At 70.4% G+C, this 20436-nt stretch carries 12 protein-coding genes and 1 pseudogene; 10 read left to right on the top strand and 3 right to left on the bottom strand.

What is annotated here, in order from left to right:
* Positions 1 to 24 precede the first annotated feature (24 nt).
* The 7 genes and pseudogenes from JXZ78_RS05345 to JXZ78_RS05315 all read left to right on the top strand — a co-directional run.
* Positions 25 to 1662 (top strand): annotated as a pseudogene (locus JXZ78_RS05345) (sensor histidine kinase); the annotation flags it as partial.
* A gap of 506 nt (positions 1663 to 2168) precedes the next feature.
* Positions 2169 to 2576: a roadblock/LC7 domain-containing protein gene (locus JXZ78_RS05340; RefSeq protein ID WP_030018953.1), complete on the top strand. Its 408-nt coding sequence runs from the start codon at positions 2169 to 2171 to the stop codon at positions 2574 to 2576.
* Positions 2577 to 2649: 73 nt separating this feature from the next.
* Positions 2650 to 3012 carry a DUF742 domain-containing protein gene (locus JXZ78_RS05335; protein WP_030018954.1) on the top strand — a complete coding sequence of 121 codons (363 nt, stop codon included), beginning with the start codon at positions 2650 to 2652 and terminating at the stop codon, positions 3010 to 3012.
* Positions 2993 to 3616: a GTP-binding protein gene (locus tag JXZ78_RS05330; RefSeq protein WP_030018955.1), complete on the top strand. Its 624-nt coding sequence runs from the start codon at positions 2993 to 2995 to the stop codon at positions 3614 to 3616. The genes JXZ78_RS05335 and JXZ78_RS05330 overlap by 20 nt, the downstream gene beginning before the upstream one ends.
* A gap of 434 nt (positions 3617 to 4050) precedes the next feature.
* Positions 4051 to 4872, top strand: a complete 822-nt coding sequence (locus JXZ78_RS05325; protein ID WP_030018956.1) for an ABC transporter ATP-binding protein — start codon at positions 4051 to 4053, stop codon at positions 4870 to 4872.
* The gene (locus JXZ78_RS05320) at positions 4869 to 7628 is read left to right on the top strand and encodes an FtsX-like permease family protein (protein ID WP_030018957.1); all 2760 of its coding nucleotides are present in this window, start codon (positions 4869 to 4871) and stop codon (positions 7626 to 7628) included. The genes JXZ78_RS05325 and JXZ78_RS05320 overlap by 4 nt, the downstream gene beginning before the upstream one ends.
* Before the next feature lie 318 nt (positions 7629 to 7946).
* Positions 7947 to 8156 (top strand): MbtH family protein, encoded by a 210-nt coding sequence (locus tag JXZ78_RS05315; RefSeq protein WP_030018958.1) that lies wholly within the window; start codon positions 7947 to 7949, stop codon positions 8154 to 8156.
* A 209-nt stretch (positions 8157 to 8365) separates the two neighbouring features.
* On the opposite strand, the gene JXZ78_RS05310 is transcribed toward JXZ78_RS05315, so the two are convergent.
* On the bottom strand, positions 8366 to 9604 hold the full coding sequence (locus JXZ78_RS05310; RefSeq protein ID WP_030018959.1) for an acyltransferase family protein: 1239 nt from the start codon (positions 9602 to 9604) through the stop codon (positions 8366 to 8368).
* A gap of 453 nt (positions 9605 to 10057) precedes the next feature.
* On the opposite strand from JXZ78_RS05310, the gene JXZ78_RS05305 reads away from it, so the two are divergent.
* Positions 10058 to 10660 (top strand): DUF1707 SHOCT-like domain-containing protein, encoded by a 603-nt coding sequence (locus tag JXZ78_RS05305; RefSeq protein WP_030018960.1) that lies wholly within the window; start codon positions 10058 to 10060, stop codon positions 10658 to 10660.
* A 587-nt stretch (positions 10661 to 11247) separates the two neighbouring features.
* Complete coding sequence (locus JXZ78_RS05300; protein ID WP_030018961.1) at positions 11248 to 12636, top strand: tyrosine-type recombinase/integrase; 1389 nt, start codon at positions 11248 to 11250, stop codon at positions 12634 to 12636.
* A 19-nt stretch (positions 12637 to 12655) separates the two neighbouring features.
* Here the strand turns inward: JXZ78_RS05300 and JXZ78_RS05295 are convergent, their stop codons facing one another.
* Both JXZ78_RS05295 and JXZ78_RS05290 read right to left on the bottom strand, forming a co-directional pair.
* Complete coding sequence (locus JXZ78_RS05295; protein ID WP_033037331.1) at positions 12656 to 13798, bottom strand: Fic family protein; 1143 nt, start codon at positions 13796 to 13798, stop codon at positions 12656 to 12658.
* Positions 13799 to 13942: 144 nt separating this feature from the next.
* A complete protein-coding gene (locus JXZ78_RS05290) occupies positions 13943 to 14914 on the bottom strand; it encodes a serine/threonine-protein kinase (RefSeq protein ID WP_050502241.1) in 972 nt (323 codons plus the stop codon).
* Between the two features lie 242 nt (positions 14915 to 15156).
* Between JXZ78_RS05290 and JXZ78_RS05285 the strand changes: the two genes are divergently transcribed.
* Entirely contained in the window at positions 15157 to 20430 is a 5274-nt protein-coding gene (locus JXZ78_RS05285; protein WP_030018964.1) for a DEAD/DEAH box helicase, read from the top strand.
* Positions 20431 to 20436: the final 6 nt, after the last annotated feature.

The following is a 20436-nucleotide window of genomic DNA, read 5'->3' as shown; positions in this document are numbered from 1 at the left end:
TGTTTTGAGGGTTTTAGGGTGCAGATGGTTCGAGAAGGATCGTCGCCCGAGGGGCCGCGTCCTGCCTCGGTTCTCGCGTGGATACTGCCCGCCGCGGCGACCGCCGTGGCCGCGGCCGTCGCCGCGGTGACGGTCCCCCCGCAGGCGACCACGCCCGTGGTGTGGATCGGCGCGGTCGCCACCGTGGCGGTCGCGCTGGTCACCGCCGAGGTCACCCGCCGCGGCCAGGCGCTCGCCGCGCTCCGCGCGCAGGCCGCGGCGCAGCAGGCCGCGCTGGACCGGCAGGAGGCCGAGACCGTACGGCTGGCCGAGGAACTGCTGCCCGAGGTGGTGGCCCGGCTCGGCCGAGGCGAGTTCCCCGAGGACGTGCACGCGGCGATCACCGAGGAGGTGACGCGGCAGGGACGGGAGTCGGGGCTGACGCCCGAGTTCACCGCGGCGCACCAGGCGGTACTGCGCTCCGTCCTCGACGCGGTCGTCGCCGAGGAGGACCTGCGCGAGTCCGCGCAGCGCGCCTTCGTGAACATCGCGCGCCGCGTGCAGGCGATCGTCCACCAACAGGCGCAGGAACTGCGGGACATGGAGGACCGGCACGGTCAGTCCCCGGAGGTCTTCGGCGACCTCCTGCGCCTGGACCACGGTACGGCGCTGATCGGCCGTCTCGCCGACTCCATCGCCGTTCTCGGCGGCGCACGACCGGGCCGCCAGTGGAGCCGCGCCGTCCCGCTGTTCAGCGTGTTGCGCGGCGCGATGTCGCGAATAATCGATTATCAGCGCGTCGAGTTGCACTCCGTGTCGGAGGTCGCGGTCGTCGGTACCGCCGTCGAGCCGCTGATCCACGCGCTCGCCGAACTGCTCGACAACGCCACCCGCTACTCCCCGCCGCAGACCCGGGTGCACCTGACCGCCGTGGAGGTGCAGTCCGGCATCGCCGTGGAGATCGAGGACGGTGGCGTCAGCATGAGCGAGGAGGCCCGCGCGCGAGCCGAGCGGATGCTCCAGCAGGCGCAGCAGGGCATCGATGTCAACGACCTGGGGGAGACCCCGCGCCTGGGTCTCGCCGTGGTCGGCCGGCTGGCGCAGGCGTACAACTTCCATGTGTCGCTGCGGCCTTCCGCGTACGGCGGTGTCCGCGCGGTGCTGATCGTTCCGCAGGACCTGATCACCACCGCCGCGGCGACCGGCCGGGCGCACGGCATCGGCGCGTCCTCGGGCCCGCGTACGGCCCGTACGGAGCGCCGCGAGGTGAACGCGGCACCGCAGGCCGCCGGCCCCCGGCACGCCGCGGCGACCCCGGCCGCGCAGCCGGCCCCCGCCCCGGCTCCCGCCCGGCACCCGGCTCCGGCCGCACCGTCCGTACCCGCGCCTGCCGCCGCGGCAGCACCTCCGCAATTCCGGGACGACGTCCGGGAGGAGACCCAGGATGACCTCCCTCTCGTGACCGAGCGGACCGCCAACGGACTGCCGCAGCGACGCCGCAAGTCCCGCGCCACCGCGCCCGTACCCCCGGCGGCGCCCGGCGCCCACGCGGCGCCCGCGCCCGCCTCTCCCGCCGCCGGGACGGAGGAGGCCGCGCCGGTGCAGCCCGGTATGTGGCTCGCCGCGTTCCAGAGCGGCCTGTCCGGCGAGAGCGGGTCGGGAGCGTCGGGGCAGTCGCAGTCGCAGTCGCAGTCGCAGTCGGCCCGAGGCCAGCAGGCCCCGGCGTCGGCCCCGACTTCGGCGCCAGCCCAGGCCCAGGCCCAGGCCCAGGCCCAAGCCCAAGCCCAAGCCCAGCCTCACACCCAGCACCAGCCGAACGGCGACCAGTACGACCGGCAGAGCCACGAGCAGTACGGCCGGCAGGACGACGGCCAGTACGGCGGGCAGGGCCACGGCCAGTACGGCCAGCCGGGCGGCGGCCGGCAAGACCACAGCCGGCAAGACCACGGCCAGTACGGCCAGGACCAGCACGGCCAGTACAGCCGGCCGGACCAAGGCCAGCAAGGCCAGCAAGGCCAGCAAGGCCAGCATGGTCAGCCGGGCCCGTGGGACGGAGCCGCCGAGCGTCCCGGGCCGAATGCCGGCCGGGCCGGCCGTCCGGACCCGGCCGCTGGAACGGGGACTTCAGTCAGTGCCGCAAGTGCAGCCAGTGAGAAGAGTGACGAGTCGTCGGAAAAGAGTGAGTAGCCATGATTCAGCACCGGCCCAACATGGACTGGATGCTCAAGGATCTCGCGGAGAGCGTTCCGCAGACCCGTCACGTGGTCGTGCTGTCCTCGGACGGCCTGCGCATGGCCCAGTACGGTACGGAGACCGATACCGCCGACCGACTGGCGGCGGCCTGTGCCGGACTGCAGAGTCTGGCGGGCGCGGTGTCCGCGGAGTTCCCGCACAGCGACGGCCGGATGCGCATGGTCGTGATCGAACTGGACGGTGGCTTCTTCTACTTGATGGCGGCGGGCGCCGGCGCGTACCTCGCCGTCCTGGCCGATGAGGGTGTGGACGCCGGGCTGATCGGGCAGCGGATGCGGGACCTGGTGGCCCGTATCGGCGAGCACCTCAGCAGCCCACCGCGCCACGACGGACAGGACGCATGAGCGGGCGCAGCAGGCGGATCAGCCGGCGGCGTCGGCCGCGCGCGGGTACGGCGGGGCGAAGCGGGGACACGGCATGAGCGGAGCGGACCAGGACTGGGAGGAGCAGAGCCCCGAGCGGCTCTACGTGATCACCGGTGGGCGCAGCGGCGCCTCCGGCCACACCACCTCCCTCGACCTGGTCACGCTGATCGTGTCGAAGGCCGGACCGAAGCCGGGAATGCAGCCGGAGCAGGCGTCGATCATGCGACTGTGCCATTCCCCGCTGTCCGTGGCGGAACTCTCCGCCTACATGCAGTTGCCGATCAGTGTGGTCACCGTCCTGCTCGGTGACCTGCTGGCCGACGGGCGGGTGGTGGCACGCGCGCCCGTACCCCCCGCCCAACTTCCCGACCGTGCCCTTATTGAGGCGGTGATCCATGGACTTCAAAAGCTCTGAAACGCTCGTCGAGCGCCCCGCTCAGGGGCCGCGGAGCGAGGACGAACTGCCCGAGACGGCCGCCGCCGCGGTCAAGGTCGTGATCGTGGGCGGTTTCGGGGTCGGCAAGACGACCCTGGTGGGATCGGTGAGCGAGATCCGCCCGCTGACCACTGAGGAAACGATGACGCAGGCCGGTGTCGGCGTGGACGACATCGTCGGTGTCGAGCGCAAGACCTCGACGACCGTGGCGATGGACTTCGGCCGCATCAGCCTCAACGACGAACTGGTGCTGTACCTGTTCGGCACACCGGGCCAGCAGCGCTTCTGGTTCCTGTGGAACGGACTGTTCGACGGCGCGCTGGGGGCGGTGGTCCTCATCGACACCCGTCGCCTGGAGGTCAGCTTCGACGTCATCGGCCGCCTGGAGGAGCGCGGCGTCCCCTTCGTGGTCGCCATCAACTCCTTCCCGGACGCCCCCGTCCATGCCGTCGAGGAGATCCGGGGTGCCCTCGACCTGCCGGCCGAGGTTCCGATCATCGATTGCGACGCCCGGCTGCGTACTTCCAGCCGCGACGTACTGATGACGCTGATGCGGTACCTGCACTCGCTGGCCGGGGCTTGATCGACTGACGCCGTCGGCTGGTTGAGCATCGAACACCGAACACCGAACACCGAACACCGAACACCGAACACCGAAAGCCGAGCACCGATGTTCGTGCGCTGACCGTTCGGGGCTAAGGCCTGAACGGTCAGCGTTCGTATGTGGTGGCCGTTCGTCGGCCGTCCGTCGCCGTTCGCCGGGCCGTCCCTCGGATGCCCGTCGGTTGATCAAGGCTCCTGCCCTTCGTCTCCCGTGACCCGTCTCCGGCCCGTCACCCGTCTCCCGTCTCCCGTCACTCGTTCCCCAGCACCCGGTGCCGTTGCCCCCACCCCCATGGTGTCGCTGGGTCCCCCCTCAAGCGGGGTGCGGACGCCCTCGTGATCGTCACGCTCCGCCCATAGCGTCTGAGCAGCCGAAACATCGGCGAGCAAGCGCAAGGCCGGAGGGGTTACGGAATGATCAGGCTTCGCCCGCGAGGAAGCGGCAGAGCGACGAGGGACGCGGAGCCGCTCGGCACGCGCGGCAACGACGGCGCCGCGTTGACGCTGGAATCCGTGACCCGCAGCTACCGGCGCGGAGTCAGGACCGTAGCCGCCCTGGACGACGTCAGCGTCACGGTTGCCCGGGGCAGCTTCGTGGCCGTGATGGGACGTTCCGGCTCCGGCAAGACGACGTTCCTCCAGTGCGCCGCCGGCCTGGACCGGCCGACCTCGGGGACCGTACGTATCGACGGCACCGACCTGTCCCGGATCGACGAAGCCGCCCTCACCCGGCTCCGCCGCGAACGCGTCGGTTTCGTCTTCCAGTCGCTCAATCTGGTGCCTTCGCTCTCGGTCGTCGAGAACGCCGCACTGCCCTTGCTGCTGGGCGGCGAGGAGCCGGGCAGCGCGGACGTACGGGTGCGAGCGCTGCGCGTCCTGGACTCGGTGGGGCTGGCGGACCGGGCCGACGACTCTCCGCTGCTGCTCTCCGGCGGGCAGCAGCAGCGGGTGGCCATCGCCCGCGCGCTGGTCACCGACCCTGCGGTGATCTTCGCGGACGAGCCGACCGGCGCCCTCGACCCGGTCACCGCCGTCGACGTACTGACCCTGCTGCGCGACGCGGTGGACCGCGCGGGGCACACGGTCGTGATGGTCACCCATGACCCGGTCGCCGCCTCCTGGACGGACCGGGCGCTCTTCATCGACGCCGGGCGCGTCGTCGGCGTACTGGACCAGCCGCAACCCGACGGCGTCGCCCAGACGATGAAGCGGCTGGGTGGAGGCGCGAGGTCATGACGTACGCGCCTCACGACCATCCCGTACGCCCCCGCCGTACCGCCCGTTTCCTCGCTGCCCGCTCGCTGAAGCTGCACCGCAAGGCGTGGGCCGCGGTGTTCGCGGTACTGGTGCTCACTTCTCTGGTACTCGGCGGTTTCGCGTTGGCCACGCTGTCCGCGGTGACCGGCCACGCGCGGGTGGAGCGCTATGCGGGCGCCGCGGCGGTCGTCACAGGCGACCAGACCACCCGTTACACGGCGGAGGCCCTGGGCGGCGAGACCCAATCGACTTCGGCGGAGCTGACGGAACGGGTGCGGGTGCCGCGTTCGGTGCTGCCCAGGATCGCGGCCGTGCCGGGCGTACGGGCCGCCGTCGCGGACGATGCCTTCCCGGTCGCCATGTCCGCGAAGCCCACCGCCACACGCACCGCCACGCGCACCAGCGCCCCCACCAACACCCCGACCTCCACTCCCAACACCAGCTCCACCTCTGCCCCCGTTTCCCCCGCCAACCCCATCTACGGGCATCCCTGGCAAGCCGCCGCCCTCGCCCCCTTCACACTGCGCGAAGGGCGCGCCCCCACCGGCCCCCGGCAGGTGGTCCTCGACGGCGACCTGGCCGACCGCGCGGGCGTACGCGTAGGCGACGAGATCACCGTGCAGTCGCTCGGCGCCCCCGCGACGTACGAGGTCTGCGGCATCGCGGCCCCCGAGGGACAGGGCGACCGCACCGGCCTGGGGCACCAGGGCGCCGTCTTCTTCACCGACCAGCGCGCGCGGCAACTGGCGGGGCACCCCGAAAGTACCGACGCCATCGGTGTACTCGCCGAACCCGGGGTGAGCGACGAGCAGATCCACGCCGGGGTGCGTGCGGCGCTGGGCGGCGCCGATCCGGCCCGCAGTGTCACCGCCGGGCAGCGTTACGAGGAGGACGACACCGCGCTGACGGTGCTGACCGGCGACAGCCGCGGGGAACCGGAGTTCCTCGAAGCGGCTCCCAGTCGCTGGGGGCTGCTGCAACTGCTGGCGTCGGTCTGCGCTCTCGTCGTGATGATCGCCGTACTCGTGGTGGCCGGCACGGTCGCGCAGGCCGTGCATCAGCGCGCCCGCGAGATGGCGTTGCTGCGCGCGGTCGGCGCCACGCCGGGGCAGCTGCGCGCGACGGTGAGCCGGGAGGTCCGTACGGTCGCCGTCGTCGCCGCCGTGATCGGCGCGATCGGTGCGGTACCCGTCTTCGGGCTTCTGCTGAGCCTGCTGCGCAGCCGCGACGCCGTACCCGCCGGCCTCGAACTGCCCACCCCCTGGTGGCTGTACGCGGCGCCCCTGCTGACCGCCGGACTGACCGTCCTCGTGGCGTGGATCGCCGGCACCCTGGCCTGCCGGCGGACAGCCAGGGTGAGTCCCGCGCAGGCGATGGGCGAGGCGCAGGGCGAGCCGGAGCGGCCGGGCCGCGGCCGTACCGTGACCGGCCTGGTGATGCTGTTCCTCGGCGTGATGTCGGCCGGTACGGCGGTGCTCCAGTTCGGCGAGGTGGCCGCGATGGCCGCGAGCACCGCGGCGATGACGCTGGTGATCGGGTGCGCGCTGCTCGGGCCCTGGATCGCCCGCGGCGCCCTACGGGTGCTCGGCGCGCCCGCACGGCGGTTCGGCGGTGTGGGTGGCTACTTGGCTGCCGCCGCCGCACAGGCCAACGCGCGTCGGTTGGGTGCCGCGATCACGCCGATCGTGCTGATGGTGGCCTTCGTCGTGGTCCAGATGTCGGGTGGCGCGACGCTGGACCGGCAGGGTGGCCGGCAGGGCGAGGACGCGGTGCACGCCGATCTGGCGGTCACCACGGACGGCCCGGGCATCACGCAGGAGACGGTCGGCCGGCTCGGGCGGGTACCAGGAGTGGCGGCCGCATCGGGCGTGCTGCACAGCACGGTCGTCCTGGCGCGCAAGGAACTCGGCGACCCGCGGCTGGACCGGCTGCCGGTCCTGGCGGTCAGCCCCGCGGCGCTGCCGCGCGTACTGGACCCGGGTGTGGTCGAGGGCGACACGGCGGAGCTGGGCCGTGGCACGGTCGCGGTGGGCAAGGACCGGGCGCGGTCGCTGGGGCTCGGCATCGGGTCCGCCGTCACGCTGCGGTACGGCGACGGGGCAAACGTTTCCCTGCGCGTGGCGGCCATCTACGAACGCTCGCTCGCCCTCGGCGACTTCCTCTTCGCCCCCGAGGAACTGGCGCCCCACATGTCCGCACCCCTGCACTCCCGCGTCCTGCTCAGCCTCGACTCCCCGGGCGATCAGACACAGGCCGTCGTGCGGCGGGTACTGGCGGACTCCACGACAGGCGCTCGCGTCACGCCGGACCCGGCGGGGGAGCAGCGGCAGGCCGAGGACCGGGGTGTCGGAGAAGTGATCACCGTGGTCGCGGTGAGCGTGATCGGCGGCTTCACCGTCATCGCCGTACTCAGCACGCTCACCCTCATCATGATCGGCCGCCGGCAGGAGATTCAGCTGCTGCGCCTCGTGGGCGCGGGGCGGCGCCAGATCCGGCGGATGCTGCGCATCGAGGCGGCCGTCGTGGGGCTGGCGGGCCTGGTGGTCGGCACGGCGGTCGCGCTGGTGCCGCTGATCGCGCTGAGCCTGCCGCTGGCCGGGACGCTGCCGTACCTGCCGCCCGCGCAGGCCGGGACGATCGTGGCGGTGGTGGCGGTGACGGTCGCGGCGGGCACCCTGCTGCCGATGCGGCCCGCGCTCCGCAAGCGTCATCCGGCGGGTCCCGGAGGACGCTGAGGGGCGCGAGGAACAGCCGCGAGGTTCGGCCGGGGGCTGATAATCGATTATCCGGGAAACGAGCGCGAGGGCTGCGGGGCCGTACTGGCACCGCAGCCCTCGCGCTTTTCCGCGACGGTCAGTGGCCGACCGGCCGACCGGCCGACCGGCCGACCGACCTTCCGCCCGGGGCGCACCCCGCCCCACCGTGCCATGCTCCCCGAACCGCGCGGAACCGCCACAAATCCGGCCATTCCTGGCCCCGTACTACGGCGTCGACGCAACCTCACGCATAATCCAATTCTCCACTGGTAACTCCCTCACCGAGAGGCCACTCGCATGACGAACCCCTTCGAAGACCCGGAGGCGCAGTACCACGTCCTGACGAACGACGAGAACCAGCACTCGCTGTGGCCCTCGTTCGCGGAGATCCCGGCCGGCTGGCAGAGCGTGTTCGGCCCGGAGGGCCGGCAGGCGTGCCTGGACTACGTCGAGGAGCACTGGACCGACATGCGGCCGCGCAGCCTGGCGGAGGCGATGGCCGACTGAACCTTTCGCCTCCCGCCCCGCCCCATGCGAAAGCACCCGTTCCGGTCCCGGAACGGGTGCTTTTCGTTTGCCGACGGCACTCGGGATGCTCCCCGCCTCACCGTCGCACCGTCGTCATCTCCGTGGCTTCGCCGCCGTCGTCACCGTGGCTTCGCCGCCGTCATCTCCGTGGCTTCGCCATCGTCCCCAGCGCGCCGCCGTCGTTACCGTCACACCCCCGTCAACCGCAGCGCGAACGCCGCGAATCCCACCGCCAGCACCCCGGCACACACCCGCGGCCCCCGGGGGATCCCCGCCCAGGGCATCTCCAGCCGCCGTGCCGGCCGGGCGACGAGGACGAGTACGACGGCGAAGAGCGGCAGCCACGGCAGCCGGGTCGCCATCCAGGCGGCGAAGTCCGGCGCGGTGGTCAGGCCCTCCACCGTCGTACCGACGAACGAGGCCGGTACGGCGACGGCCAGCATGGCCGTCTGGTGCCAGCACAGGATCGTCATCGCGGACCGGTTGACGGCCGTCACCGGAGCCCACAGCGCGGGCCGCCGCAGCAGGGCCGTGATCCGGTCGCGGAGCAGGATCGCCGCGCCCGACTGTGCCGCGGCTAGGGCGATCACCAGCAGGGACGGCGGGTGCGAGTTCGTACGGTCCTGGCCGGGGACGCCGACCATGCTCGCCGGGTAGTGGAAGACGAGAAGCAGTACCGCGAAGAGGACGGCGCCGCCGACGAGCAGCAGCTGGGCGCCGCGCCTGCCGAGCCGTTTCTCGCCCCAGGAGACGCCCAGTTGGTAGCCGAAGAGCCAGCCGGGGATCAGGCTGATCAGCGTGGCCCAGTACGGGATCGAGTCGGCGTACGGGCCGTAGCGCAGGAAGTCCACGACAGCGACGACCGCCGCCAAGGGGGCCGCCGCCCAGCCCCCGAGCCTCCGCGAGGTTGCCATGCAGTACGGCGTCAGCGCCGTCACCGCCGCGTACACGCCCACGAACCACAGGGGCTGGACGACCAGCGTCGCGGCCGTGTGCAGCGTCGTGAGAGGAACTCCGGCCGCGTACAGGACGGCAGCGAGCACGGCCCACACGGCGGTGACGCCGACGGCGGGCCGTAGCAACCGGGCCAGCCGGCCCACCAGCCAGTCGCCCGGTGTCGTGCCCCGCGCGGTGGCGCGCCGGTAGGACTGCACGGAGGCGTAGCCGCCGACGAGGAAGAAGATGCCGAGCATCTGGAGCACCCAGGTGATCGGCGCGAGCGGCGCGAACGTGGAGAGTGGACTGGCGTTGTGCAGCGAGCTGTCGGGGCCGAGGACCAAGCCGCCGACGAGCCAGTGGCCGGTCGGCACGGCCAGCAGGGCCAGCGCCCGCAGCCCGTCGACGGCCCGGTCGCGCTGGACGACCGGGACGCGGCCGGCCGCGCCTGGCAGCGGTGTGTGCGAGCGGGACCGCTCGTCCAGGCTCATGCTCCGGAACCCACGCCGTCCGCGGCGCGCGGCACGGCAACTTCCCGTACGCAGGCATCCCGTATGCAGGCATCCCGTACTGCGGCTTCCCGTAGGCAGGCTCCCCGCACCGCGGCCTTCCGTATGCGGACATCCCGTACCGCGGCCTTCCGTATGCAGGCATCCCGTATGGAGGCTTTCCGCATGGCAGCTTTCCTCTTCTCGCACACGGTCGGCGCATGGGCGTGCCACGGGCCTGCCGAGGGTCCGTCATGAAGGTGATGGGGCGATCGCCTTCCATGCTGGTGCGAGGAGCCTGCGAAAGCAGTCGGGACAGAACCCGTATCAGGGTGGGGCAAACCTCACCGCGGCCCAGGGGGACAGCACCCTGCGGGGCGGATCCGGTAGCTGGTCCATATCCCCTACTCCCCGGGCAGGACCCGCTGTTGTCCGTGATGTTCGTATCATCGGCTCATGACCGCCAAGACTCCGGAACCCGCCTCCTGGGGCGAACTGCGCGCCTCCCACGCCGACCGGGAGGCCGTGGTGGAACAGCTGAGGGAGGCGGCGGCCGAGGGCCGGATCGACCTCGCGGAACTGGAGGACCGGCTGGAACGGGCACTGACCGCCAAGACGTTCGCCGACCTCGCGCCGCTCACCGCCGACCTGCCGCAGGCCGGCCCCGCGGCGGACCCGGGCGAGGCGCTGGTCCTCAAGGGCGGCATCCACGGCGCGTCCCGTACGGGACGCTGGGAAGTACCCGCACACATCACCGCGCACGGCGGTATGGGCGGCGTCCGGCTCGACTTCACCCGTACCGGGTGCCGACTCCCCGAGGTCGAGGTGGAGGTGTACGGAGAGATGGCGGGCGTCACGGTCGTCATCCCCGAGGGGTGGGCCGCGAACTGCGACGGCGTCGCGACGGGCCTCGGCGCCCTCCGGGACAAGACCACCCCCGAGCGGCTCCCGGACACGCCGCTCATCCGGCTCACCGGGTCCGTGGGCATGGCCGGCGTGATCGTCCGTCATCCCAACGCCCGCGAGCGCCGTCAGCTGAAGCGTGAACGGGAGAAGTAGCCGCGCGCCCGTACGGCGACCGCCTGCGCGCCGCGCCGACGGCCTGTCGCGCCCGTACAGGCAGTCATCGCGCCCGTACGGCGGCCGGTCGCGCTCGACGGCGGCTGGTCACGCTCGTACGGCAGTCATCGCCCCGTACGGCGACTGTCACGCACGTACGGCACTCGCCACGCCCGGGCGGCCTCGACGGCGAGCGATGTGGCGCCCCCGGCAGGACTCGAACCTGCGGCCAAGTGCTTAGAAGGCACCCAGCGTAATCATACCTTTATCCGCCTGACCTGCGGTTTTGCGATGTCGTGATGGTGTGTCAGGCGTTTCGGGGGACGTATGTGGGACGCTCTCGCTCGGTCCAGCCGTCTGAGCGTGGCGAGGTGCGAGGGGTCTTGCGTGTTCGTCTGCATAGGCGGGGCGCGAGGACGGCGACCGCTTAGGGATTGCGTGAGGTGCCAGTGAGGAAGGGCTTCTTCGGACGTCTGCTATCGGTGGGATCATGGAGGTAGAGCCCGCGGAAGCCCCGATGCCTTGGTCTTCTGCCTTGGTCTCCGCGAGGTCGGCACCGAAGGTAGGGCTGGATCGAGGTGCGGACGATGGACACCACCTTCGAAGTCAGGGTGTGGCAGATCGAGAGAGGCTCCGGACACCATCGCGAGTCGTACGGGGTGCGCTGGGCCGTCGCGGGGAAACGCCATCGCAAGTCATTCCAGACGTTTGCGTTGGCCGATGGTTTCCGCGCGGAGCTGGTGACCGCGACGCACGTCGGTGAGCCGTTCAATGTCTCGACGGGCTTGCCGGAGCGGTTTGCGCCGAGAGCTTCCTCAGTCGCGTGGTACGACTTCGCTGTCCAGTTCGTGGACGCCCAGTGGCCGCGAGTTTCGGCGAATCACCGGAAGAACACCGCTCGCACACTGATGATCGTCACCACCGCGCTGATGGACCGGGATCCACCCGGCGTTCCCTCTCGCCGGGTCCGTACGGCGCTGACCGAGTGGGCTTTCAACGCCGGCCGTCGTGACGGTGCGCCGGAGGATGCCGCCGCGGTGCTTGGTTGGGTGCGACGGCACACTCCGACCATGGACGCTTGGACTGATCCGCTCGTGGTGCAGGACGTACTGCTGGTACTGGGAACGTTGCTGGACGGCAGAAGGGCGGCAGCCTCGTCCGTGAAACGCTATCGGCGGGTCCTGAACCTGGTGATGAGGTACGCGATCGATCGCGGGGTTCTGGCATTCAATCCGCTGCCCAAGGGACGGAGTCGCGCACTGCGAACCGCCGACGCGATTGATCGACGCCGTCTGCTCAATCCTCAGCAGGCGGCAGCGCTGCTCGACTGGATACGTGATCGTCCCCGAGGCGGGCGAAGACTCCATGCGTTCTACGCCACGCTGTATTACACGGGGGTGCGGCCGGAAGAGGCTGTCGCACTGCGCGCCGCAGACCTTGTCGTGTCCGGTTCGGGGAACCCGAATCAGTGGGCCGAGATCGTGGTGCACGCTGCCGAGCCTGAGATCGGGCGTACGTGGACCGACAGCGGAACCTGCCATGATCAGCGGCATCTGAAAGGGAGAGCAGAGGGCGAGACGCGCATTGTCCCTTGTCCTCCCTGTCTCGTCCGCATTCTGCGGGCACGCATTCAAGAAGCATGCATGCTCCCCGGCGACCGCTTCTTCGTCGGGGAGCACGGCGGGGCCCTCGCGGGGTCCGTCTACCGCCGCACGTGGAACCACGCACGCATCGAGACCTTGCCACCGCATGTATGCGCATCGTCGACAGGCCGGCGAGTCTACGACCTGCGACACACCCGCCTGACGACGTGGCTGAACAACGGCATCCCACCGGCCCAGGTGGCTGAGTGGGCTGGCACCAGTGTGGCCACGCTGTTCGCCGCTTACGCGCAATGCATCAGCGGTCAGGAGCAGGAGCTGCGGCAGCGGCTCGATGAGATGCAGGACACCTCGGCCGCCTACCTGACGGTGTGAGCACCGTGGGCGGGGTAAGTCAGCGCTCCCGCCGGTACGGATCCACGTACGGCTCCATGGACTGGCGGACCTCTTCCCGGACCGGGTCCATGAGAGGGCCGGGGGCGTAGTAGCGGGCACGTGCCTTGCCGTGGGGGACAAGCCAGCCTCGGGCCACGAGCTCCCGGATATCGCGGATTGCTTGTTGGTCGCTGAGGTCGGCGTCCTGCTGGTAGACAGTGCGGCGGACCTTCGCGTCCGAGAACGCGGGCAGCAGGGCATAGACGACCCGTTCGTCCAGGCCGACTGCCTCGATGCCTTCGACCAGGCGGGTCCAGGCCCGCGACATCACGTCGAATCGACGCTGGGCCTGCTGAGCCTGGCGATGGTGGGCGGTCAGGCAGAATCGGATCCAGGGTCGGGTGTCCCGCTCGGGGCTCCAGTGTGGGCCGCCCACGTCCTCCAGAACCTGGTAGTAGGCGTACGTGTTCTGTCCCCGGCCGAGCCATTCCTCGATGGAGGAGAATTCGGGCGGCATTAGGGCCTCCCGGGAGAACACCAGGGTGGATAGGGCGCGGGACATGCGCCCGTTGCCGTCCTTCCACGGGTGGATCTTGACGAGGTTGAGATGGGCCATGGATGCGCGGACGTGGACGGGGGCGTCGAGGTCGCCCTCGTTGAGCCAGTCGATCAACTCCGACATCAGAGCGGGAACGTCCGCCTTGTCCGGTGCGGTGTAGGCGGGGACCAGGGGGTCGTCGGGGCTGGTGACGTAGACAGGTCCGTCGCGCCAGCGGCCGGGGTGTTTGTCGACGTGGTGCCCCTGGAGCATGAAGTGCAGGCCGTTGAGTAGGCCGGCGTCGTAGCGGAAGTCGTTTCCGGCGTCGGCGAGGGCCTGGATGTAGGTCATGCCGCGCTGGTAGCCCTCTAGCTCGGCACGCGTCTTCTCCCCGGTCTCCAGGGGCTCCTCGCCGGACATGAGCGCTTCCACGTCGTCGACCGTCGCGGCGTAGCCCTCGATGGTGTTCGAGCCGGCGATCGCGCGGGCTGTGAGGTTGCGGCGTAGCTGGCGGGTCCAGCGCGGGGTGGCCCGGAGCATGTGGCGCAGGGAGCGGCGCATGCTTTCGATCTCGTCGAGGGCGCGGCGGTCGTCGGCGTCCAGGGAAGGTGTTAGATACAGCATGACTCCATGACATGATAATTGTGTCATGGAGTCAACCTGTCGCTGGGGTGATTCCTTTCCCTGGCAGCTCCCTCGCTGCTGCGGGCTTTTGGCTGTGGCATGCAGCCTCCCGCTCTTCCGTGGTGCAGGTGGTGTGTGCCGGTATCAGTCCGGCCGCCCCGGTCGTGAAGGTCTTGCCCATGAGCGGACCGGACGTGCATCCGGCCCCATCGGGTGCCGGAAAGGGCGCAGTGGGTCGACCTCGGCCCAGGGGGTGAGTGCGGCTGCCGGGGCGCCGCGTTCGGGGAGCCAGGTGGCGAGCCGCCGCCAGACTTCGCCGGCGTGGGCCGGGCGGTCGTTCGGCGCCTTGGAGAGGAGTTCGAGTACGAGGGTTTCCAGGTCCGAGGGAGTGTTGGGACGCAGGTCGCGCAGAGGGACGGGCTGGTGGTCGAGGATAAGGCCGGGGAGCATGAGTTCCGAGCGGTGCTCGAAGACGGGTTCACCGGTGAGCATCTTGTGGAGCAGGCAGCCGAGCGCGTACAGGTCGGTGCGGTGGTCGACGGGTTTGCCCAAGATCTGTTCGGGTGCCATGCATTCCAGGCTGCCCGGCCGCTCGCCCGTGGTGGTCAGCTTGGCGATGCCGGGTTCGAGGAAAGCGGCGACGCCGAAGTCGAGGACCTTGACCACGCCGTCGGTGCGAATGATGACGTTGCGGCCCTTGAGGTCGCGGTGGACCACGTCGCGAGCGTGTACGGAGCCGAGGACGGAGGCGATCTGCACCCCGACCGAAGCGGCTTCCTCGATGCTCAGTCGCTCCTGCTCGGCGATCCGGTCCTCAAGGTCGATGCCGGTCACGTACTGCATGACCAGGAATCGTGTGCCGCGTTCCTCGCCGAGGTCGTAGACGGTCGCGATGCCCGTGTGGTCGAGGCGCGCGGCGGCGCGGGCCTCGTGTCGGAAGCGTTCGGCGTCCCGGGCGTTCTGGTCCTGAGTCAGGCCAGGGGGCGTGTTCATGGTCTTGAGCGCGACGTCGCGGCCGAGGTGTTCGTCGTGGGCGAGCCAGACGACCCCCATGCCGCCGGAGCCGATCTCCCGCTTGATCCGGTAGCGCTTGGCGATCACAGGTCCGATGTTCATGTGCGGGGCGACTCCGTCCGCGTCCGTCTTCGAGGCCCGACGCGCCTGCCGAGCGGGCGCATCGGACAGAGTGTGGCATGGGCACGTTGTTCCGTGAATCAACATCTTCATAGCAAATATTCATTGACTAAGTTCACGGCTGCATATTGTGATGTGTGACGTTACAATCAAGGGTGTGGCGCGCCGCGGTCGGCGGGTGGCTACCGTTGCTTCGTACCGCCTCGGGAACAAGTGGGGAACACGTGGACGTCTTCAAGGTGCACCAGCGGCTCATCCGGGACTATAAGGAGTACACGTCCGGATCGGTGGTGATCGACGACGCCCGTATCGACGCACAGGTAGCGAAGTCGCTCGCCGACGGAGACCAGTGGCCCGACCCTTATCTCTCCCTCAACCCGAGCTTCGCGGCCGGTGGTTCGGTCGAGGACCTTGCGCGGCCGGGGGGACTCCTGCACCCGGCGTGCGCGGACATCTTCCGTGCGGGCAAGGACGAGCGGGGCGCCACCGTCCGCCCGATCCATTTCCACCAGCACCAGCTGGAGGCGATCGAGGCGGCCGGCTCCGGGGAGTCGTACGTCCTGACCACCGGTACCGGCTCCGGCAAGAGCCTCGGCTACATCGTGCCGATCGTCGACCGGGTGCTGCGCGAGAAGGAGGCCGGCGCCGCGCCCGGCATCAAGGCGATCATCGTCTACCCCATGAACGCCCTCGCCAACAGCCAGGAGCGGGAGCTGGCGAAGTTCCTCACCGCCGGGTACGGGGAGGGGGGCGAGCCGGTCACCTATGCCCGCTACACCGGTCAGGAGAGGGACGACGAGAAGGAGGCCATCCGCGAGTCCAAGCCGGACATCCTGCTCACCAACTACGTGATGTTGGAGCTGATGCTCACCCGGCCCAAGGAGCGCGAGAAGCTCATCGGGGCGGCTAAGGGGCTGCGCTTCCTCGTCCTCGACGAGCTGCACACCTACCGGGGGCGGCAGGGTGCCGACGTCGCCGTGCTGGTGCGGCGTGTACGCGAGGCATGCGAGTCACCCGACCTGCAGTGCGTGGGCACGTCCGCGACGATGGCCACCGACGGCACGCCCGCCGCGCGCCGCAGCGAGGTCGCCCGCGTCGCCTCCACCCTCTTCGACACGGAGATCTCCCCGGAGAGAGTGGTCGGCGAGACCCTGGTGCGGGCGACTGGCGACGCCGTGCCCACGCCATCCGAACTCTCCGCGCGAGTGAGGGACAACAACCCTCCGGCCGAGTACGGGCGGCTGGCCGCCGATCCGCTGGCCCGCTGGATCGAGACCGCCTTCGGCCTGGTCGAGACCGAGGACGAGGACGGCAGCACGCTCCTGGTCCGTGCAGAACCGCTCACCGTGGAGGCCGCTGCGGTGCGCCTGCGCTCCGAGGCGTTCGGCATCGCGGAGGACGACCCGGAGGAGCGCCGGTACGAGGCGTGCGCGGAGGGTATCCGGTCCACCCTCCAGGCGGGAGCGGCCGCCCGCAGTACCGAGGACAACCGTCCGCTGTTCGCCTTCAGGCTGCACCAGTTCCTGTCCAAGGGCGGATCTGTCTACGTATCCCTCGAGGGAGAGGCCGACCGTCACATCACCCGCACCTACCAGCAGCGTGTCCCGAACGCCCCCGAGAAGCTGCTGCTGCCGCTGTCCTTCTGCCGCGAATGCGGGCAGGAGTACCTGATGGTTGCCCGCGATGAGGGGGACGACGGCTCCGTCGCCTTCCGTACGCGCGAGGACGAGGACGACGAGCAGGGATATCTGTACATCTCGGCCGCCAACCCGTGGCCGGAGCAGGTCGGCGACGCCATTGAGCAGCGGCGCTTCCCCGACAGCTGGCTCACCTTCGACGAGCGCAAGGGTGCCCCGGTGCTCACCGCGAGCCGCAGGAAGCGGGCGCCGCAGCCGGTGTGGGTGCGCCCGGACGGCATCGGAGGAGGAAAGGCGAACGGCGGCGTCTACGCGGCGTATCTGCCTGCTCCGTTCCTCTTCTGCCTGGAGTGCGGCGTCGGCTACGAGCAGGTCAAGGAGCGGGACTTCGCCAAGCTGATGACCCTCGATCAGGAGGGCCGCTCAACCGCCACATCCGTCGTCAGTGCCTCGATCGTGCGTCACCTCAAGAGCATTCCTGAGGGCGAGCTCGACAAGGACGCAAGGAAGTTGCTGACCTTCGTTGACAACCGGCAGGACGCGAGCCTGCAGTCGGGCCACTTCAACGACTTCGTCATGGTCACGCAGCTGCGCGGTGCCCTGTACCGGGCGATGATCGCCGCCGGTGACAAGGGGCTCCGCTGGAAGCGGCTCGGCGAGGACGTGGTGGCGGCGATGGGGCTCTCCCCGCACGAGTACGCGGCCAAGCCCACCGAGATCGAGGAGCTGGCCGAGAGCACACTGGAGGCACTGGCCACGGTCGCTGAGTACCGCCTCTTCCTCGACCTGGAACGCGGCTGGCGTGTCACCATGCCCAACCTGGAACAGACCGGGCTGCTCGGTCTGGAGTACGGGGGGCTCGACGCCATCGCCGGCGACGAGGACCGGTGGCGGGACACCGTGGGCCCGCTGCGCACGGCCACTCCCGAGGCACGCCAACGGCTGTCCAAGGTCCTCATGGACGAACTGCGGCGCCAACGGGCCGTGGACACGCCCTACTTCACCGAGGCCAAGTTCGCCGAACTCCGCAAGGAGTCGGCGCGGCTCAACGACGCGTGGGGGATCGCAGACACGGAGGCGGCGCCGCCTCCGGCCAAGTTCGCCGTGGCCCGGCCCGGTCGCCCCGGCCGCACGGGGCGCGGCCGCAGCGAGCTGAACCTGACCGGCCGCACCGCGTTCGGCCGCCATGTCCGCAAGGACACGACCTTCCCCGGCTGGGGGCAGGGACTCTCCCTTGACGAAGCCCAGGACGTCATCCGCGACCTGCTCCGGGTCCTGGCCGACGGCGGAGTCCTGGCCGAGGTCTCCCAGGGGCGGGGCGAGGAGCCCGGCTACCGGATCAACCACACCGTCATCCGCTGGCACGCCCGCGACGACGATCACGGCGCCGTGGACCGCCTGCGCCGTACCTACCGTGACGAGCGCGGCCCCCGCGTCAACGCCTTCTTCAAGCGGCTCTACCAGGACATCGCCGCCACCTTCGCCGGTCTGCACGCCGCCGAGCACACGGCCCAGGTCCACCCCGACGTCCGCCAGGAGCGCGAGGACCTCTTCGGCGAGGGCACCCGGCTTCCCCTCCTGTACTGCTCGCCGACGATGGAACTCGGCGTCGACATCAAGAACCTCAACGCCGTCAACCTGCGTAACGTGCCGCCGACCCCCGCCAACTACGCGCAGCGCTCCGGCCGCGCGGGCCGCAGCGGCCAGCCCGCGCTCGTGACCACGTACTGCGCGACCGGCAACAGTCACGACCAGTACTACTTCACCCGACGCGAGCAGATGGTGGCTGGCCGGGTTGCCCCGCCCCGGCTCGATCTAGCCAACGAGGATCTGCTCGCCTCCCACGTGCACGCGATCTGGCTCGCCGAGACCCGGCTCGATCTCGGCACCAGCATGGCCCGGCTGATCGATGCCGATGGCGACCACCCCTCGCTGGAGCTGGCATCGTCTGTGGTCACGGCCATCGAGGAGCCGGCTGCCCGCCGCCGCGCCCTGGAGCGTGCCCGTACTGTCCTGGACGGCTGTGGCGATCTGCTGCGCGCCACGTCCTGGTGGCACGAGCGATGGCTGGAGCAGACCGTTGAGGCCGCGCCGGGCAGCTTCCGCAAGGCGTGCGGGCGCTGGAAAAACCTCTTCAGGCAGGCCCTCGAAGAGCGCGAGATCCAGCACCGCAACATTCTCAACCGCACCGCCACGGGCCGCTCCAAGGACCAGGCCAAGCGCCGTCGCGCGCAGGCCGAGAGTCAGCTCGCATTGCTGCGCAACGAACAGGGCGGCGAGCGGACCGTAATGTCGGATTTCTTCCCGTACCGCTACTTCGCCTCCGAGGGCTTCCTGCCGGGCTACTCCTTCCCCAGGCTGCCGCTCGCCGCGTACATCCCGGGCACCGGCCGCACCAGCCGTGGCGGCTACGACGGCGACTACCTGCAGCGCTCCCGGTTCATCGCGATCCGCGAGTTCGGGCCCGGCGCGCTCATCTACCACGAGGGCAGCCGCTACAAGGTGGACCGGGTACAGCTGCCGCCGGACACCGCGGGTGAGCTGACTACCGAGAGCGCGAAGGTGTGCGGGGCCTGCGGCTACCTGTCCCCGGAGGAGCAGCACGAGGACGTCTGTATGGGTTGCGGCAGCGGCCTCGGCGACGCGCGGACGGGTCTGCTGCACCTGCACACCGTCTTCACCCACCGCCGCGATCGGATCTCCTCCGACGAGGAGGAGCGCCAGCGCACCGGTTACAAGGTGGAGATCTCCTACCGCTTCAAGAAGCACGAGGACGGCCGCGACGGATCCCTGCGCGCCATGGCGCAGACCGCCTCCGGCCGTGCCCTCGCCGAGCTGGCGTACGGAGACAGCGCCACCATCAGGCTCACCAACCTCGGCTACCGCCGCTCCGTCGCCAGGGGCGAGATCGGCTTCTGGATGGACCCGGTGACGGGCGAGTGGCTCGCGGGCGGCGCGGCCAAGAAGGGCGGCAGGGAGACTCCCCAGGAGCAGGAAGGACTCGCGGACGCCGAGAAGGCCCACCGCAAGATGCCGGTGATCCCGTACGTGCAGGACACCCGGAACATTCTCGTCCTCCACCTGGCCGAGCCGGTCGACCGGGACACCGCCCTCACCCTCCAGTACGCCCTGGAGCGGGGCATCGAGGCCGAGTTCCAGCTGGAGGACGCCGAACTCGACACCGAGGAGCTGCCGCCGCACGACGGGCCGCGTGAGCGCCTCCTGTTCATCGAGAGCGCGGAGGGCGGCGCGGGCGTGCTGCGGCGGCTCCAGGCCGAGCCAGGAGCCCTGGCGAACGCTGCGCGCAAGGCTCTGGAGATCGCCCACTTCGATCAGCTGGGGCGTGACCGCGGCGACGAGAAGACAAATGGTGATCCGTGCGAGAAGGGCTGCTACGACTGCCTGCTGTCTTTCGCCAACCAGCGTCACCACCGCGTCATCGACCGGCAGCTGGTGCGCGACCTGCTTCAGGCGTTCGCGGACGGCACCGTCGGCGAGTCCACCCCAGGACGTTCGCGCGACGAGCACGCCGATGCGCTTCGGCAGGGCGCCGACTCCACCCTGGAGGAGCGCTTCGTCGAGTACCTGAGGTCGCACGGCCACCGGCTCCCGGATCACCAGCAGATCAAGGTGCGCGAGGCGCTGTCCAAACCGGACTTCGTGTACGACACCGGGTTCGGTCCGATCGCGGTCTTCGTCGACGGCCCGCACCACGACCACGACGACATCGTGCTGCGTGACGAAGAGGCGGAGGAACGGCTGAAGGACTTCGGCTGGGAAGTGGTCCGCGTCCGTTACGACGACGACTGGTCCAAGAAGGTCGCCGAGTATCCTCAGGTGTTCGGCGAACCCCGCCGCTGACCTGCG

The organism is Streptomyces monomycini, assembly GCF_022271435.1.
Taxonomy (GTDB): Bacteria; Actinomycetota; Actinomycetes; order Streptomycetales; family Streptomycetaceae; genus Streptomyces; species Streptomyces monomycini.
This window is presented reverse-complemented; position numbering and strand designations above follow the sequence as displayed.